The organism is Actinoplanes sp. NPDC024001, assembly GCF_040638955.1.
In the GTDB taxonomy this organism is placed as follows: domain Bacteria; phylum Actinomycetota; class Actinomycetes; order Mycobacteriales; family Micromonosporaceae; genus Actinoplanes.
Window position 1 is genome coordinate 18,476 of the sequence record NZ_JBEZZB010000109.1, and the last position, 17,295, is coordinate 35,770.

14 protein-coding genes and 1 pseudogene are annotated in these 17,295 nt (G+C 69.4%); 3 read left to right on the plus strand and 12 right to left on the minus strand.

The features are described from left to right. Positions 1-19: 19 nt before the first annotated feature. The 10 genes from AB0F81_RS33595 to AB0F81_RS33640 form a co-directional block, all read right to left on the minus strand. Positions 20-1,921 (minus strand): FAD-dependent oxidoreductase, encoded by a 1,902-nt coding sequence (locus AB0F81_RS33595; protein WP_360203767.1) that lies wholly within the window; start codon positions 1,919-1,921, stop codon positions 20-22. A 14-nt stretch (positions 1,922-1,935) separates the two neighbouring features. Beyond that, positions 1,936-3,201, minus strand: a complete 1,266-nt coding sequence (locus tag AB0F81_RS33600; protein WP_360203769.1) for an alpha/beta hydrolase domain-containing protein — start codon at positions 3,199-3,201, stop codon at positions 1,936-1,938. A gap of 82 nt (positions 3,202-3,283) precedes the next feature. After that, positions 3,284-5,959 (minus strand): PQQ-binding-like beta-propeller repeat protein, encoded by a 2,676-nt coding sequence (locus tag AB0F81_RS33605; RefSeq protein WP_360203770.1) that lies wholly within the window; start codon positions 5,957-5,959, stop codon positions 3,284-3,286. Positions 5,960-5,973: 14 nt separating this feature from the next. Further along, positions 5,974-7,041: a ThuA domain-containing protein gene (locus AB0F81_RS33610; RefSeq protein ID WP_360203772.1), complete on the minus strand. Its 1,068-nt coding sequence runs from the start codon at positions 7,039-7,041 to the stop codon at positions 5,974-5,976. 24 nt (positions 7,042-7,065) lie between these two features. Next, entirely contained in the window at positions 7,066-8,946 is a 1,881-nt protein-coding gene (locus tag AB0F81_RS33615; RefSeq protein WP_360203774.1) for a hypothetical protein, read from the minus strand. 272 nt (positions 8,947-9,218) lie between these two features. Further along, a complete protein-coding gene (locus AB0F81_RS33620) occupies positions 9,219-9,824 on the minus strand; it encodes a transposase (protein ID WP_360203775.1) in 606 nt (201 codons plus the stop codon). Then, positions 9,803-10,267, minus strand: coding sequence for a winged helix-turn-helix domain-containing protein (locus AB0F81_RS33625; protein WP_360203777.1), 465 nt, complete (start codon positions 10,265-10,267; stop codon positions 9,803-9,805). The genes AB0F81_RS33620 and AB0F81_RS33625 overlap by 22 nt, the downstream gene beginning before the upstream one ends. A gap of 236 nt (positions 10,268-10,503) precedes the next feature. Next, positions 10,504-11,103 carry a DivIVA domain-containing protein gene (locus tag AB0F81_RS33630; protein ID WP_360203779.1) on the minus strand — a complete coding sequence of 200 codons (600 nt, stop codon included), beginning with the start codon at positions 11,101-11,103 and terminating at the stop codon, positions 10,504-10,506. Further along, positions 11,100-11,411, minus strand: coding sequence for a hypothetical protein (locus tag AB0F81_RS33635; RefSeq protein WP_360203781.1), 312 nt, complete (start codon positions 11,409-11,411; stop codon positions 11,100-11,102). Before AB0F81_RS33635 ends, AB0F81_RS33630 begins: the two co-directional genes overlap by 4 nt. Positions 11,412-11,523: 112 nt before the next feature. Continuing rightward, entirely contained in the window at positions 11,524-12,933 is a 1,410-nt protein-coding gene (locus AB0F81_RS33640) for a cytosine permease (protein WP_360203782.1), read from the minus strand. Positions 12,934-13,070: 137 nt separating this feature from the next. Between AB0F81_RS33640 and AB0F81_RS33645 the strand changes: the two genes are divergently transcribed. Both AB0F81_RS33645 and AB0F81_RS33650 read left to right on the plus strand, forming a co-directional pair. After that, positions 13,071-13,616, plus strand: coding sequence for a TetR family transcriptional regulator C-terminal domain-containing protein (locus tag AB0F81_RS33645; protein WP_360203784.1), 546 nt, complete (start codon positions 13,071-13,073; stop codon positions 13,614-13,616). Between the two features lie 10 nt (positions 13,617-13,626). After that, complete coding sequence (locus tag AB0F81_RS33650) at positions 13,627-15,204, plus strand: amidohydrolase (protein ID WP_360203786.1); 1,578 nt, start codon at positions 13,627-13,629, stop codon at positions 15,202-15,204. 122 nt (positions 15,205-15,326) lie between these two features. Here AB0F81_RS33650 and AB0F81_RS33655 read toward each other — a convergent pair. Together AB0F81_RS33655 and AB0F81_RS33660 are read right to left on the minus strand one after the other, a co-directional pair. Beyond that, positions 15,327-15,520: pseudogene (locus tag AB0F81_RS33655) on the minus strand (IS5/IS1182 family transposase); the annotation flags it as partial. Between the two features lie 33 nt (positions 15,521-15,553). Beyond that, positions 15,554-16,183, minus strand: coding sequence for a TetR/AcrR family transcriptional regulator C-terminal domain-containing protein (locus AB0F81_RS33660; protein WP_360203788.1), 630 nt, complete (start codon positions 16,181-16,183; stop codon positions 15,554-15,556). Between the two features lie 88 nt (positions 16,184-16,271). Here AB0F81_RS33660 and AB0F81_RS33665 point away from each other — a divergent pair, with 88 nt between their 5' ends. Then, a complete protein-coding gene (locus AB0F81_RS33665) occupies positions 16,272-17,192 on the plus strand; it encodes a nitrilase-related carbon-nitrogen hydrolase (protein ID WP_360203790.1) in 921 nt (306 codons plus the stop codon). Positions 17,193-17,295 lie beyond the last annotated feature (103 nt).

Genomic DNA, 17,295 nt, shown 5'->3' on the forward strand with positions numbered 1-17,295 from the left:
ATGCCGTCCCGTGTACCCGTCATCTGATCGCCTGGGCTGCCGCAGCGCCCTGCGCGATGGCAGCGTCGGCGGAGGCGCCGAAGCCGGCCTCGCCCACCGTGAACCGCTGCCATGTGCCGGATCCGATCAGGACCGGTGCCGGCACCGTGCCCTGGGAGACCAGCAGCGGACCGGACACGTCGATCCATTCGCGGGTGCCGTCGCGTCCGACGAGCAGGCGGTGCGGCTCGATCCGCTCCAGGGTGGTGCCCAGCAGAATCCGCACCGCGGGATTCGCGGTCAGCCGCGGCACGGCGAGGATCTTCTCGCGGCGGCCGGCTTCCGGGGCGATCTCCGGCTGCGCGCCGATCAGAAGGACACGGGCTCCGGCGTCGGCCAGGGCGTCGGCGACCGCCAGCCCCGCCCGGTCGGCGCCCCAGACGGTCACCGTCGCACCGTCGTGCCCGGAGCCGTTGCGAGCGAGCCAGGCGCGTACGCCGGCCACCCGCGGCAGGTCGATGCCGGGCACCGCCGGCAGCGCGTCGATGCCGCCGGTGGCCACGATCACCGCCTCCGGCGCGATGGCGGCGACCACGGCCGGATCGGCTGGTGTCGACAGCCGCACGTCCACTCCGGCGCGGGCCAGTTCGCTGCGGTACCAGTCCGTCAGCCGGCCGAACTCCGGACGGCTGGGGAGACCGGCCGCCAGACGGAACTGACCACCGGCGACGGGAGCCGCCTCGAGCAGCGTCACCTCGTGCCCGCGCGCCGCAGCGGTCAGGCTCGCCTCCAGCCCGGCCGGTCCCGCCCCGATCACCAGCACCCGACGGCGGGCGGCCGCCGGCGGCGGGGCGGGCTCGGCCTCCCGTGAGGTCGCCGGGTTGACCACGCACCAGATCGGCCGCTGGGTGTGCACGACGTCGATGCATCCCTGGTTGCAGGCGATGCACGGACGGGGGGCGCCGCCGTGCAGGACGGTGCGGGCCCAGTCCGGGTCGGCGTGCAGGGCCCGGCCGATCGAGACGAGGTCGGCGGCGCCGTCGGCGAGCACGGCCTCGGCGGCGGCACCGGTGGAGATGCGGCCCGCGACCGCGACCAGCCGGCCGAACCGCCGGTAGGGCGCGGCGTACGGCGCCAGCACCCCGCGCGGGAACTCACCCGGCTGGACGATCCACTCGCCGGCCTCGTAGCTGCCGGCCGAGACGTCGATGACGTCGATCAGGTCCAGCCGCATCCGTGCGGCGGCGTCGAGCGTCGCCTCGGCGTCGAGCCCGTCGGGGACGCCCTCCATCGCGGACAACCGCAGGACGAGCGGTACGTCCGGGACGGCGTCATGGACGGCGACGATCACCTCGTTCACGAACCGCACCGGGTCGGCGTACCGATCGGTGCGGTGGTTGGTCCGTGGTGAGAGGAACTGATGGATCAGGTAGCCGTGCGCGGCATGCAGTCCGACGACGTCGGCGCCCGCGTCCACGCAGCGGCGGGCCGCGGCGGCGAAGGCGTGCACGATCTGGGCCGTTTCGCCGGTGGACAGCTCGCGGGGCGTGCGCCCGGCGTAGGGGACCGGCGAGGGCGCCACCGGCTGGAAGCCCGACACGTGCGGTTCGGCGACGCGACCGGCGTGATTGAGCTCCACACCGAGCAGCGCCCCCTCGGCGTGGACCGCGTCGCACAGCTGCCGCAGCCCCGCAACCACGTGGTCGGCGTGGGCGCCGAGCTGGAACACCCGGCCACGCCCGTCGGCGCGGACGTAGGTCGCCTCGGTGAACAGCAGTGCGACGCCCCCGGCCGCGCGGACGCGCAGGTAGGCGAGGTAGCGCTCGGTGACTCGCCCGTCGCGGGTGCCGTAGTTGCGTTCCATCGGCGCGGCGACGATCCGGTTGCGCAGCAGCAACCGGCCGACGCGCAGCGGCGAGCCGAGCAGCGTCGGCCGGTTCACCGTTCCGCTCCCGGTCAGCGGCCGATGCCGGATTGTTCGGCTTCGAGGATGGTGGTGCGGGCGTCTGGCGGCAGGAGGTAGCCGGCGCGGACGTTGCGCTGCGTCACCCGGGTGACCTGAGCGACATAGGCGCGGTGTGACGGGTACAGCGTGGCGAGTGTGGCCTGGTCGAACGGCCGGTGCCAGCCGTAGGTGCTGCAGCCGGTCGCGTTGTTGGTCGCGGTGGCCACGTCGTGTTGCGACAGCCGGATGCCACCGAGCGCGTTGCCGTACTGATCGCGGACGATCTCGGTGGTCCCGGGGACGGTGCTGATCCGTGGTGCGGTCGGCGGCGGTGTCCCCGTGCGGATCCACCCGGTCAGGTGCTGGGCGGCCGCCGCGAACACGTAGCGGCTGGGAATGCGGGAAATGGGCTCGGCGCCGGGCGGCAGGCCGGTACAGAAGGTGATGGGCGGAAGATCGTCGCGGGCGTTGTTCGGGATGCGGTACTGCACGTTCTGGTAGGTGGTGTGCGGTGCTCCCGCTATCTGCCAGGTGCGCAGGGTACGGCTGTCCGGCTGGTTGTTGCCCTCCACGGTGCCGACGGTCAGATCCCACTCGGACATGACCTTGAACACCGGAGTCCTCAGGCGGTCGAACGCGCGGTCCTGGCGGATCACGTGGTCGAAGACCGGGATGGCCAGGGAGAATCCGTCGTAGACACGCGCTATGGGGTGCACCGAGTTGATGTAGGGGACCAGCCGGGCGGCCGACTGCGAGGCACCCGTCGCGATCAGCGTGGTGCGTGCCTGCCCACGCAGGGGATCCACCCCGGCCGGCTTGCGAAGGGCCCGCCCGGCCTGCGACAGGATGTCGAACGCCAGATTGTTGACCTTGACGCTGTCGGGGGTGAGCGGCGTGTCGGCCGAGGCCGGGCAGCTGCTGCCCGGGCGCGGCTCGACGTTGAGCGCGCCGTACCGCTGCGGACTCCAGGTGCGCAGTTGCTGGATGACGTTGTTCTGCAGCGACAGGCCCACCCAGGTGACGCCGGCGCGGAGGTAGGCCTCGTAGCTGGACGCCGCCCAGGTCGAGTCGATCTCGTAGCCGCTGGAGGCGTTGAGCCACTCGACGACCACGACGCCGTTGGCCCTGTCGCCCGGACCGGTCACCGCTGGGTTCGCCACGCCGGCCGCAGCAGCCGACGATCGGGCAAAGGCCGGCTGTACGAGGCTCACCAGCAGAACGACCGCGGCCAACCCGGCGACCATTCTCGGCATCTGATGCGATCGGTTGTCCGGCATGGTTCCTCCCGCGTTGCACTGAGCGAGGTCCCGGGCCCGGCGAGGCGGGAGTCACCCGCCCCGCCGGGCCCGGCGGCGTGTCCTACTTGCGGATCCGTACCGTCGCTGTCGATGTCAGCTGTTGCTGCTTCCCGTCGTGCAGGAAGTTGGCCACCAGGGTCAGCGGCACCGCGTCACCCTCGGGCACGTTGTTGTCGAGGTCGGCCTTGTCGAAAACCACGAGCAACGTACGGCCGACCGCCTTCGCGTGCCTGGCGGTGACGGGCGTCTGCGACAGCGGCGTGCGCAGCTGGACCTCGCCGTCGAGCCGGTAGCCGGCCGGCAGGGACAGTGTTGCCGTCACCACGCCCCGGACGCCGGTGAAGGTCCCCGTCCGGGATCCGAGGTCGAGGGTGGTGGGGACGAACCGCAACGCGCCCGGCAGGTCCTGCGGCGTCGGGTACACCTCGATCTTCCCGGCCGGCCGCGGGTCGGTGCAGTCGTTGAAGTAGTACTCACCGGCGCGGTCGAACGTGAACTCGAAGCGTTCTCCAGGGGCCAGCCGCGGATTGAACAGCCCTTCGAAGTACTGGGTCGCGCAGTGCGGCAGCTGGTTGGGGAAGTTCGGGAACGTCTCGGCCCCCGGGTTCAGGAACGTGACGGTGGTCCCGACCGGCACCCGCAGGTGGGTCGGTGCCATGCCCCGCTGCGAGGTGCTGTCGCGCGCCGCGGCGGTGTCGGTGGTGCGGTCGGCGCGACCCAGCAGGACGGTGTTGCCCACGGTGGCGCCTTCCACCGGGCTGCCTTGCACGGGACGGCGGATCGCCAGGGGAGCGGTGTCCGGTCCCTCCTGGCTGCCCGACTCGGTGGTGTAGGTGCCGCCGAGCTTGAACGCCCACAGCGAGTCGCCCTGGGTCACCGAGCCGCCGTACGGGTTGGTCGACCCGGCGGCGAGAACGGCGACGTACTGTTCACCGCCGGCCATGTAGGTGATCGGGGCGCCGGCGATGCCCGATCCGGTCTGGAACTCCCACAGCACGTCACCGTCGCGGGCGTCCATGGCCAGCAGGCGGCCGTCGATCTGACCGGCGAACAGCAGGTCGCTCGCGGTCGTCATCGGGCCCTGGCCGTGCGACATGTCCGTGCCGAGGTGGTTGCGCCACCTCACCTTGCCGGTCGAGGCGTCGTAGGCGAGGATGCCGCCGGTCTGGTACTGACCGATCGCCCGCTGCCCGTTGGCGGCGGCGCCGTTCCAGTGCGCCACCGGGTTGGTGCCGTACGGGAAGTAGACCATGTTCGTGCTGTGGCTGTAGGAGTTGTTCGACCAGTCGCCACCGCCGTTCTGGCTGGTGGTGGAGAGGATCGGCAGGTCCCACTGCGGGTCGTACATGCAGCCGCGGCGGTGGTCGGTGGGGTAGCCCTTCGGGTACGTCAGGAACGGTTCGTCCGCCTTGACGTAGCTGTCCGGGTTGAAGACCAGGTTGCCGTCCGCGTCCGGCTGGTAGCCGTTGTAGTTCGGCACGGCACGCCAGGGGTCGCCCGGGACGTTACGCGGGTCCAGCTTCTGCCAGACGACGCACTCGGGCAGCAGCCGCTGCGTCGGGAAGGGCTGGGTCTCGGCGTTGTGCTGCCGGGAGTCCTTGATCATCGGCTTGTCGACGACCGGCAGCACGGGCTTGCCGTTGGTCCGGTCGAGCACGAACTGGTGCCCCGACTTGCTGCCGTAGAACACCACCTTGCGCTTCTGGCCCTTGATTCTGATGTCGGCCAAGGTCGGCGGGTGAACGTTGTCCATGTCCCACACGTCGTGGCGGATCGACTGGTAGTGCCACTTGTACGCGCCGGTCTTCATGTCGACGGCGACCATGGTGGTGGAGAACAGGTTGTCGCCCGGGCGCAGCGAGCCGTCCTGCGAGCTGCGGCAGCTGCGCGGGTTGCCGAAGGTCATGTAGTAGAAGCCGAGATCGGGGTCGACCGCGCCGTGCATCCACGGCGTGGCACCGCCCTCGAGGTTGCACTCGGTGCCGTCGGGCAGCACCGGTCCCCAGGTGGCGCCGGCGTCGACCGAGTTGCCGTTGACGTCGGTGTAGACGGTTCCGCGGCTGGGGCCGCCGAAGAAGTGCCACAGGTAGCCGCCGTCGCTGGCGCGGACCGCGACGACGGCGGCCCGGTCACCGTTGGCCGCGTGGGCGTAGACGATGCCGTCGTGGTAGACGGTCGCGACCCGGTCGAGATTGCCCAGGTCGACGCCGGCCTCGACGGCCGGCTGCACGGCCCAGACCTGTTCGCCGGTGTCCTTGTCGAGGGCGACGATACGGTCGCCGTCGGCGAGCGTGTAGACCTTGCCCTGGCCGATGGAGACGCCACGCCGGGTGTCCGCGGTGGCGAAACCCTCCGGTGCCCACTTCCACTTGGGTGCACCGGTGGCGCCGTCGACGGCGATCACCTCACCGCCGGGGGTGTCGAGGTAGATGACCCCGTCAGCCACGATGGGCGTGGTTTGCTGGCCGACGGCGTCGCTGGCCGGCGCGACCGCGGAGACATGCGTACGCCATGCGGGGCCGAGCCGGTCGAGGTTGCGCGGGGAGATCTGCTGGAGCCCCGAGTAGTGCTGGTTCGCCAGGTTCCCGCCGACCGTGGGCATGTCCGCCCCGGTCGGCTCCAGGCCCGGCGGTTCCGCCTGTTCGGCGCTGGTGTGCGGGGACTGGGCGACGGCGGCCGACGGCCCGACAGCGACCGCGACGGCGAACAGGATCGGTGCGAGGATTCGTTTATTCATCTTCTCGCCCTCCGCTACGGCTTGCCGCGCCGGGCCGGCGTACAGAACGGTTCGTTGCCCATGGCCGACTTGATGCCGTGCTCCAGGTGGGCCTGGAACTCGGCGGCGCCGGGGAAGGCCGAGTTCTCCTGGAACGCGGCGGCGTCATGGCCGAGTGTGGTGACCCAGGAGCGGCCGCCGTCGTAGTACTGGCACCAGGTGACCGGATGGAAGTCACCGTGCCCGGGGTGTGATCCCTCGCCGCCCGCGCCGTCCGCCAGGGTCCGTTCGTCGACGGTGGCGAGGAAGTTCACGTCGGTCGGGAACGGGACGAGGTTGTACCACTCGTCGGAGAATCCCCAGCGGCGCGGAAGGCTCTTGGTGGACACGTCGCGCTCGTTGACGATGACGACGTCGCCGGGCTGGTTACGTCCGTGGTTGTAGTAGTTGGCGTTGCCGAGCAGGCCCTCGTACCACTGCCAGCCGTACTCGGTGCCGAAGGCGTTGTGGATCCCGACGAAACCACCACCGCCCTGGATGTACTTGCGCAGCGATTCACGGGCCCAGTCGAGGCGGGTGCCGCCTTGCGCGCCGCGGGCGTGGTTCCACAGGGTGTCGCGGGTGGGGCTCATGAAGATCACGGCCTTGTAGCTGGAGTTCAGCCGCTCCATCGCCTGGACGTCCTCGGTGACGTGCACCTCGATGCCGTCGGCGGTGAGCATCCGGACCAGTGCGGCCTGCGCCACGTTGGAGCTGTCCAGCGGCCGGGGCCAGGCCGCCGGGCTACTGTGGTCGCGCGTGATCACGTACGGGCGGGGGAGTCCGAGGCCCTGCACACTGGCGTTGTCGGGATCCAGCACCCGCCCGAGGTTCGCGTGCCGGGGTCCCGCGGTGCGGGAGTACACCAGCACCTTGTTGTCACGTTCGGTGCCCCAGTCGCTGTAGCAGTCCGGGTCCACTCCGCGGCACACGCCGTACACCGGGTCGATCCCGGTGGGCTTTCCTGAGCGGTCCTGCGAATTGTTGATCGCGAGGGCCGAGGCCGGCGCGAGGATCGCGAGCGCGGCGAGCGGCACCACCGTCTTGAGCCAATTGTTGTTCATATTGCTCCTCATATGCGGCTTTCTTCACAGACGCTTGCGGTCGCCGGGCCGGTGGAAAGCCGATGGGCTGTAGTAGCGGGTGACCGTGCCGTCCGCGCCGACCTCGTGGCTGTAGTGCTTGAGGAAGTCCCACAGCAGCGGCGACTCCTCGGCCGTGGTGTTGTGGGAGCGGTAGAGGTTCTTCGTCAGCTTGAGGACCGGTGCGCCGGTGCGGTCGTCCTTCCACGTCCAGGTCTGGAAGCGGTCGTGGAAGCCACTGCGCCGTCCGGCGACGGTGTCGACGTCGGCCAGGGTCAGGCCGTTGACCTGCAGGTGGTACTGCGCCCAGCTGTCCAGGGAGTTCTGGATGTCGTCCCACAGGGTGCCCTCGAGGAACGCCAGGTCGCCGTACCCGTAGATCTGGTAGTTGGGGATCATCCGGCCGCTGGCCGGATAGGCGACACCGTCGATGCTGACGGTGCCCGAGGCGTTCGGGGCGGCGGTGAAGGAGGTCGACGCGACCGCGGCGAAGTACTCCGGGAAGGCGATCGCGAAGTTCTGCGTGACCGCGCTGCCGGCTGACTGCCCGGTGGAGTAGAACCGGGTGGTGTCGACGTCGTAGCGGGCCGTGATCGTGTCGCGGAGCTGCCGGAAGAAGGTGAGCGAGTCGCGGTGGCTGACCGACACCGAGGTGGTGCTGTACTGCTCGCAGATCACGACGAGGATGAAGCCCTCTCGTTCGGCGACCTTCCACCACTGGGTGGCGTCGAGGAACACCTTGTCGGTCTGGCTGTTGCCCGGCCACACGAACAGGACGGGCGCCTTCTTGCGCCACGGCCGGCGGGCGGAGCGAGGGACGTAGGTGAGGTACTCCCGGATGAAGCCCTCGACCATCATGGTGTGGACCTCGATGCCCAGCCGGTCGTAGTCGGCCCGTTCGTAGAGCTGGTTGCCGTAGGCGAAGAAGTTCTCGTAGCGGGTGTACTCGGTGAGGAAGTCGACGATCCGGCGTGTGCTGACCGCTCGGCGCTGGACGGCGACGACGGAGACCGGCCCGGCGTGCGAGGTCATCCAGCGGTCGGACCCGCGGCGCTGCCGATAGACCGTGCCGAGTGTGTCGTGCCGGGCTACGGAGGCCACGGTGTCGTTGGCGCGTTTCCAATAGGCGAGGCTGGCCGTGATCGTCCGTGGGTCCGGGTCGATGTACCAGGTCGGCACCGGCGTCTCGTCGTACCGGGCCAGGTCGAAACCGGCCGGGAACTCGACGGGTGTGTAGCCGTCGGTCTCGCCGCCGAACTCGCGCGCCGCGTACGAGGACAGGTAGGCGGCGCTCAGCCCCGGTGAATCGAGGTAGACCTGGCTGATCACCCGCAGCGGGTGCGCCACCGCCCAGGCCTCCAGAGCGGGTCCGCCGCGGCCGTACCCGACGAGATAGTGCAGGCCGAAGATCGAGAAGTAGCGGTTGCTCTGGTAGAAGGCGATCGCGGCGTCGACGTAGCCGGCCTCGTCCTCGGCGCTGCCCCAGCCGTCCGGGCCGGGTTCCAGCACGAACAGGCCCTCTTCGCGTACGTCGGCCGTCTCCCGCCAGCGGGAGGCGCGCAGGAACTCGGCGGTGTCCACGCCGTCGGGTACCGCGATGACCGTGTAGTAGGAGCGGATAGGTGTCTCCGGCGAGATGTAGACCTTGGCGGTGCGCGTGGTGCCCGCGATGTCGAACGACTTGGTCCAGTAACCGGTCATCTCGCGCGGAAGTTTGTTGGCGCGGGTGTAGTCGTAGGCCGGGAACGGGCGGCCGTCGAGGGGCTGAGGTTCGCCGAGCGCGGCAGGCGAGGCTGTCGCCGGGGTGGTCGTCGACGTGGTCAGCGCCGCGGCCACGGTGAGCCCGGCGGTGCCCTGGAGAAGTCGGCGTCGATTGATGGTCGTCATGGGCGTCACCCTTCGCGGTCAGGCGGGTGTTCCGCTGGACGGACCATAAGTGCCGCTGAGTGGTCCGGTCAATGCCGCGGGCTGCTACATTAATTCGCATCGATCGCCGCCTGGTGGATCAGAATCCGGAGGTGGCCGCTGCCCTGCCACCTGCCTCAGGGCGGCGCGCGCCCCATCGAAACCACAGCTCACGCAGAGTCCCGCGAAGCCGCATCGTCGCGTGACTGAAGAGGAGGTCCGCTACAGAGATTGAAAGGCTGAGGTCCGGGCTGTTACCAGGGTTCCGGGTCGAGAGTCATGCCGGTGTTGGCGAAGAAGCCGGCGAGGAGATCGGTCTGTTGCTGGCAGGCGCGTAGTCGGCGTTTGACGAGTTCGGCGAGGTGGTCGACGCCGTGGGCGGCGATGTTGGTCAGGCCGCGTTTCATCCACCGCCAGACGCCTTCGGCCGGGTTGAGGTCCGGGGCGTAGGACGGCAGGCGGATCACGGTCAGCCAGGCCCGGGCCGCGATCAGCGCGTGCATCCGCCGGCTGACGTGGGTGTTCAGGTTGTCCCAGATCAGCACGATCGGCGCCTGCAGCCGTTGGTGTGCCTGGTCGAGGAAGGCGATGTAGTCGTCCTCGCTGAAGCTGCCGCGTTCGCCTTTGCGGCCACGATGTAACCGGGTGCGCCACATCAGTCGGCCGCGTTGGCCAGGCTGCAGGCAGACCAGCCCGGCGATCGAAACCCGCCCGGAGCCCTTGCCCGAGATCTCGACCACCGGCGTGTGCCCGCGCCGGGCCCAGGTCTTGCTCACCGGCGGTCGCAGCACCTGGCCTGCCTCGTCCGGGAAGCAGATCCAGGCGCCGCGGGCCGCCGCTAACCTCTTACCGACGGCCACCGCCGGCGGTGCCAGTTGGCGATCGCTTGCGGGTCGCGTTCGAGCGCCCGGCGGGTGGGGACCTGCTGGCTGTAGCCGATGCGGTGCAGCAGATAGGACACCCCGCGCAGCGTGTAAGAGACGCTGAAACGGCGTTCGATCAGCTCCGCCACCCGGGCCAGGGTCCAGCGGGCGTCGTCCCAGCCGTGCACGATCGGCCCGTCATCGAGCATCTCGGCGAGCTGTTCCTGCTGGTCGGTGGTGAGTTTGCAGTCTGAACCTCCCGGCCCGGCCGAGGCTAGAGCCGCGGTCCCGCCGGCGGTCCATTGCCGCCGCCACATGCGTACTGACTTCTCGGAAACCCGCAGCTCAGAAGCAATCTGTGGGGTCCGTTTGGACTCTTCGAACATGGCCGCGGCCTGGATCCGGACCTTCTCACGCCGGACCCGGGCTGCCGCGTTCATGCCACCACCAGCCGGATACCTCATCAATCCGGCCTACCGAACCCATCGACCGAGATCACGCAGCCACGCCGACGGACATCAGCCTTTCAATCTCTGTAGCGTCACCGCGCTCGACATCGCCGCCAAATCCGGCATGCCGGTCGCAGCCCCGCTCGCGCCGAGCGGACCGTCGGTGGCCGATGGCGAGGTGAGCCCACAGATGGACGCAGCACCGGCGCGCCGGTTGCCTCGCCGCTCTACGCCTCGCGCAGGTGGGCCAGACGATCCGTCATGTGCTGGTAGAGCCGGTCGCGGTAGTCGCGCGCGTACTCATCAAGTTCGTCGATTTCACGGATTGCAGCGGCCCGCTTGCCGGCCAAGCTATTGATCGCCTCAGTGTGGCGGTGCCGGGCGTCGCTGTCGATCGCGAAGGCTTTCTGGCTTGCCTCGCTGAGCAGCCGTTCCGCCCGTTCCGTGGTGTTGGTCAGTAATGTCTCGGCCTCCTGCCGCGCGTCGCGGACGTATTCGTCGCCGGTGCGCTGGGCCATCGCGACGAACCGGTCGTTGAGCAGGGACGGCTCGGGCGGGGTCTCGGCGCGTAGCCGGTCCAGTTCGGCGCGGATCGCGATGGTCCGTTTCTCGGCGTCGACCTGTTTGCTGCTCAGGCGTTCGATGTCGGCGGTGAGGTCGGAGCGGTAGAGCAGCTGCCGCATCTCCTGGTTCTCCTCGATCAGCCGGGTCAATTCCTCCTGAACTCGGAGGAGAAAGGCGTCCACCTCATCCTCGGCGTAACCCCGCTTGCCCAGCGGGGGGCGGTGGAAACTGATGTCGCGGATCTTGTCGGGGTCGAGGGTCACCGGGAGTCCATTTCGTGGGCGGGCGGTCGGTCGGCGGTCTGCGTCTTCCGGCCGTCGGAGCAGAACGTGAGTAGGGCGGCGACGGCGTAGGCGAGGACCATGAGTAGGTGGGCGGAGGCGTACATCAGCAATGTCACCCGCGAGGAGCGGTGTCGGCCGGCGACGCGTTCGCGTTCGCGTGCGCGGCGTGCCCGGCGGGTCTCTACCGCTTCGAGTCTGGGGGATTCGGGGCGGGACGGTTCCTGTGGGACGTACGGCGGAATCCAGCCACCGATGCGCAGTGTCGGCGGATCGTCAATGTCGGACATGACCTTTCAGCTTTCCCAGTACTTATGCACCAGCGTTGTCACCGCTGGTTAGAAATGATTCACCGGTGACCCGTTGATGCGCGTGCTGTGCGGACGCATTTCGCCCGAGGCTCTACAGCTGGGCGCGCACCCGATCGCGCATTAGCACCGCATAGAGCCCGGCGGTGACCAGGATGCCGACTGGCAGCGAAAGGTCGATGCCGTTCAAGGCCGCGGCGACGGGGCCAACGTAAAGGTCGGTGTCGATGCAGAGTGCGGCAGCGACCATGCCGGCCACCGCTGCGCCGGTGCCGTACCAGTTGACCCCGGCGGAGTACCAGAAGATCGAGCCGGGGGTCTCGTCGCTGAGCTGCGCTCCGTCGTAACGGTTGCGGCGCAGCAGGATGTCCACCAGGTATATCGCCACGCTCGGCCCGACCAGCATGATGGACAGCTGCAGCGCCTGGCTGATGGTGTCCAGGAAATTGTCCGAGCCGAACAAGGCGTAGAGCGTGACCAGGATGCCCACGGCGCCGTCGATCAGCACCGAGATCGACCGGCGAACCTTGAGGCCGATAGCCTGCAAGGCCAGGCCGGAGCTGTAGGCGGTCATCGCGCTGTTCGCGATCAGGCCGAGCACCACGGCAAGCAGGAAGACCGGATAGAACCAGCTCGGCAGGATGGTCTCCAGTGTGGTTTGGGGATCGGTCATGTCGATCGCGGTGCCGGCCAGCACGCCGAGCGCGGAGATGATCGTGCTGGGCAGGAATGCCCCGAAGAAGGTCCAGCCGGCCACCGACCTCGCCGGCGTCTCCTTGGGCAGATATCGAGCGAAGTCGGCGCTGTTCAGGTATGACAGCGGCCCGGACGCGATAATCGCGATCCCGGCCATCCAGCCGGCCGCCAGGGCGCTGCCGTGCAGCTCTTCGGCCGGCCGCCAGTCCCAATTGGTGTGCGCCAGGATGAAACAACCGAGGATGAGGAAGGCGACCGCGAGTATCGCCGCGAACGGCTGGTAGAGCCGAGTGATGGTGGCGTGCCCGTAGACACTCAGGGTCAGAATGGCCACCGCGATCATGATCACCAGGATCACCTGGCCGGCCGTGCTCGGAGCCCAGCCGAGCACGGCGGAGAGGGCGAAGGCCGCCTGCGCGGCGGCGGCCAGGTTCAGCGCGAAATAGCAGACGCAGAGCAGCCATCCGGTGACCGTGATGTTCACCCGATTGCCGCGCACCCCGAACATCGAGCGCGAGATCACTTCGCTCGGTGTGCCGGATGAGGTGCCGCTGGCCGCGAGGACACCGATCAGCACCCAGAACAGATTGCCGATCACGGTGATCGCCAAGCCGGCCTGCCAGCCGAGACCGAGCAGGCCGGTGACCGAGCCGCCGAGCATCAGCGCCACGTAGTTGACGTTCGGCGCCGCCCAGAGCGCGAACAGCTCACGGGGGCTGCCATGACGCTCGGCATCGGGGACGTGCTCGATGCCGCGTTGCTCGATATGTCCGGCTCGATCGGCCGGTGGTACCTCGGTAGACGTCATGGGACCTCCCACGCTTGCTCTATTGGTCAGGTGCTCAATTGCCTATTGGTCACACACCCAATAACGTGAGGGGCATGACGTCAAGCCCCTCCCCGCAACGGATCCGAAAGAACGCTGAGGACCGCCGGAGCGAGATCGTGCGGGCTGCCGCCGTGGTCGCGTTGACTGAAGGGCTGGAGAGTGTCACCCTCCGGCGCGTCGCCGAGGACCTCGGCGTCCGCCCCGGACTGATCAGCCACTACTTCCCTGCCGCCGAGGACCTGGTTGCCACCGCGTTCGGCGCCACCGTCGCAGCCGAGCTCGACGAACTCCTCCCGCCGTCGGAAGCCACGCCCTTGGAGCGCTTCCGGCGATTCTTCGGAGCCGCTATCGGCGAGAAGTTCGACGATGTGAGCCGCCTGTGGCTCAACGCGCGTCACCTGAGCCGCTACCGCCCGGTGCTCTGCGCCGAGGTCAACCGCAGGCAGGACGACTGGCACGCCCGGCTGACCGCGGTGATCGCGGACGGGATCGCGACCGAGCAGTTCAATGCCGCCGATGCCGGGGTTGCGGCCACCCGAATTCTGGTCGCGATGGACGGCGTCAGCACGTACGTCAATGTCGGCGAGATACCCCCGGCGGCCGCCGCCTTCGCTGTCACCACCGCCGAGCGTGAGCTCGGCCTGCCCATCGGAACACTGTAGGAGCCCGACAATGCCGCACCCTGACCTGATCCTGCTCAACGCCCGCCTGCTGGACCCGGCGACTGGTCAGTTTCAGCCACACAGTTCGCTGGCCACCCACAGCGGCCAGATCTTCGCTGTGGGCGACGACACGGACGTACGGGCAACGGTCGGCCCGGCCACGACAGTGCTCGACCTTCGCGGCGCCGTGGTGATCCCCGGTCTGATCGACGGGCACTGTCATCCGGTCTCCGGCGCGGACTTGACGCGCGGTACGGACCTCTCGCACTGCACTGATCTGGCCGGCCTGCGCGCCGAGCTGCACCGAGCCCGTCGGGCCCTGGCCCCGGGTGAATGGCTGCACGGCTGGGGGCTCGATCCGAACATCTTCGGCGACCAACCGATCAGCGCGGACACCGTCGGCCCGGTGCTCGACGACGTTCCCGCGGTCCTGCGGCTCTTCGACGCGCACTCCACGCTGGCCAGTCACCGCGCGCTGGAACTGGCCGGGGTGACAGGACCACGCCGGTTCGACGAAGCCGCGGAGATCGTCTGCGACGAGCGTGGCCGGCCGACCGGCCTGCTCCTGGAGGAGCCGGCCAGCATGCTGGTCGAGGAGGCCGCGCCGAAGCTCTCCGAGCAGCAGTTCCGGGCGCGGGTCGCCGAAGTGCTGCGGGGGATGGCGGCGTCCGGGCTGACCGGCGGGCACATGATGGAGGGCGATCCCGCCGAGCGGTCGGTGCTGCGGGCGTTGGACGAGCGCGGGGATCTGCCGCTGCGGTTGCGGCTGGCGCCTTGGTGCCGGCCGGGTAACGACGTCGCGGAACTGATTGCCGCACAGGGCGAGGGCGGCGTCATGTGGCGGGTCGGCGGCGTCAAGCTGTTCATGGACGGGACGATCGACAACGGTACGGCGTGGCTGGAGCAGCCGGACTGCCACGGTGAGTCGACCCACCCGTACTGGGGGGATCCCGCCGTCTACACCGAAACCGTGGTGGCGCTCGACACGGCCGGGGTGCCCACCGCGACCCACGCAATCGGTGACGCCGCCGTGCGGCACGTACTCGACTCGCTGGCCAAGTGCCGGCCGATCGGGCACCGGGTCGAGCACATCGAGACGTTGCCCGACGACCTGGTGTCGCGTTTCGCGGAACTGGGGGTGACCGCGTCCATGCAGCCCACCCACTGCTGCGAGTTCACCCGCGCCGACCACACCGACAACTGGTCCCGTCGGCTCGGTGAGCAGCGCGCCGCCCGCGCATGGCGTTGCCGAGATCTGTGGGACGCGGGCGCGAACGTGGTGCTCGGCTCGGACTGGCCGATCGCTCCGTACTCGCCGCTCGGCGTCATGGCCGGCGCTCGACACCGGCGGCCGGCCCGCGATCTGAGCCAACCGCCGCACGGCCTCGATCAGGCGCTCACTGCGCTGCGAGCGCTGCAGGGCATGACCATCAACGCCGGCTCAGGCAGGCTCGTCGCCGGCGAGCGAGCCGACCTCACCGTGCTCGCCGACGACCCGCTGCGGGTAGCCGACACCGACCTGGCCACGCTGCCGGTACGGCTTACCGTGGCCGACGGCCGGATCACTCACCGCGCCGCGGACGTCTGAGAAACATCGGGCAAACTGCGCCATTACTCGTGCTGCATGCGTCGCTGAGGCGTCGAGCCGCTTCGGTCTGGAAGGACCTTGCGGTTCGACGTCCTCACCGCCGAGGGGAGTCATTGAGCCTTTCAACCTGGGTAGCGGTTGGCTTCGACGTGGCGCAGGACGAGGATGGCTCGCACGATCGCGGTCGACCGGCGCGGGCAGCAGCGCAGCTTGGTCAGGATCTTCCAGGTCTTGAGCGTGGCGATCGCGCGTTCACCGCGTGCGCCCGCTTGACCGCCCTCGGCCGGCGTGACAGCTTCGGTCGGAGGGTGTTGCGCGCGTCGTTGGTCCTCGAGATCGGTTCTGAAGATCATCGTGGAAGCACTCGGTCTGCGCCGGGGTTGAGGCTCTGCAGGGAATCCAGGACCAGGTCGAGGCCGAGTTCAAAAGCACGATCGGCGCGAGCGCGCCCCTGACCGGCGGCTTCGATCGCGGCCACCAGCACCGGCGTACGGGCCTGAGCGGCATCCCACACCTGATCCGGTGCCGCGACGTCGAGGGCCGAGCCGATGACGAAGCTGTCGAGCACGGTGATGACGTCCAGTAGCCGCTCGGTGGGGATGCCCGCCTCGTGCAGCACGGTGGCGATGTCGTCGTACATGTGCACGACGTCGGGGGAGGACACGGTGTGCGCGGTGAGCATCGGGATCAGGCGCGGATGCCGGGCGAACGCGTCGCGGTAGTGGCGCAGCAGATCGCGCAGTGCGTCGGTCCAGTTCGCTGACGGCGCGGGTGCGGGCGGCCGGTCGGCGAAGATCAGGGCCCGCATCGCCTCGATCACCTCGACCTTGCCGGCCAGGTGGTTGTAGAGCGACGACGGGCGCACCGCCAGGGCGGCGGCGATCTCACCCATGGTGAACTCGCCCTGGGCGTCGACCAGCGCGAGTGCCGCGACGGCGATCTTCTCCACCGACAGCTTCGGTGTGGCCGGTCGCCCCACGGTGCTCTCCCTTAACGCAATCCTCTTGCCTTGTTGCCGCTACGGCCACCATACTAAAACGAATGCGGTTCGTTTAATGGAGGACTTCATGAAGCTGTTCCGGTCCGCGGCGCTCGACTCGCCGGCCCGTGTCGACCCGCCGGTTCGTGCCCCGCTGCGGGTGGGTTTGGTTCAGCACCGGTGGCGTGCTGACGCCGGGGAGTTGAGGGCCGTGCTGGCGGCTGGTGTCGCGGTGGCGGCTGAGGCCGGTGCGCAGGTCGTTTTCCTGCCGGAGTTGACTCTGTCGCGGTATCCGGCGTTCGAGGAGCCGAGGGGTGTTCCGGTCGAGGCCGCGGAGGATGTGGCGTCCGGGCCGACCGTGGCGTTCGCCGCGGAGGCGGCCCGCCGGCACGGCATCCACGTGCACGCCTCGCTGTACGAGAAGACCGACCTCGGTGACGGGCTGGGCTACAACACCGCTGTGCTGGTCGCCCCGGACGGCAGTGTGGTGGCCCGCACCCGCAAGACCCACATTCCGGTGACCGAGGGTTATGTGGAGGACAAGTACTTCCGGCCCGGCCCGGCCGAGGGCGCCTATCCGGTGCACCGGGTGGCCGGGCTGGACGCGGGGCTGGGTATGCCGACCTGCTGGGACGAGTGGTTTCCGGAGGTGGCCCGGCTTTATGCGCTGGGCGGCGCGGACCTGCTGGTCTATCCGACGGCGATCGGTTCCGAGCCGGATCATCCGGGCTTCGACACCCGGCCGCTGTGGCAGCAGGTGATCGTCGGGCACGCCATCGCGAACGGGTTGTTCATCGCGGTGCCCAACCGCACCGGCGACGAGGGGCGGATCAGGTTCTACGGCTCGTCGTTCATCGTCGACCCGTACGGCCGGATCCTCGCCCAGGCCCCCCGCGATGAGGAGGCGGTGCTCGTCGCCGACCTGGATCTGGACCAGCGCCGTGACTGGCTGACGCTGTTCCCGTTCCTGCGTACCCGCCGCCCTGACACGTACGCGGGTCTGGCATGAGCGCGGGCTGGCGGATGCCCGCCGAGACCGATCCGCACACCTGCACCTGGATGGCCTGGCCGTCGGCCGGTTACACGCTCGGTGACACCGAGGCCGACGCCGA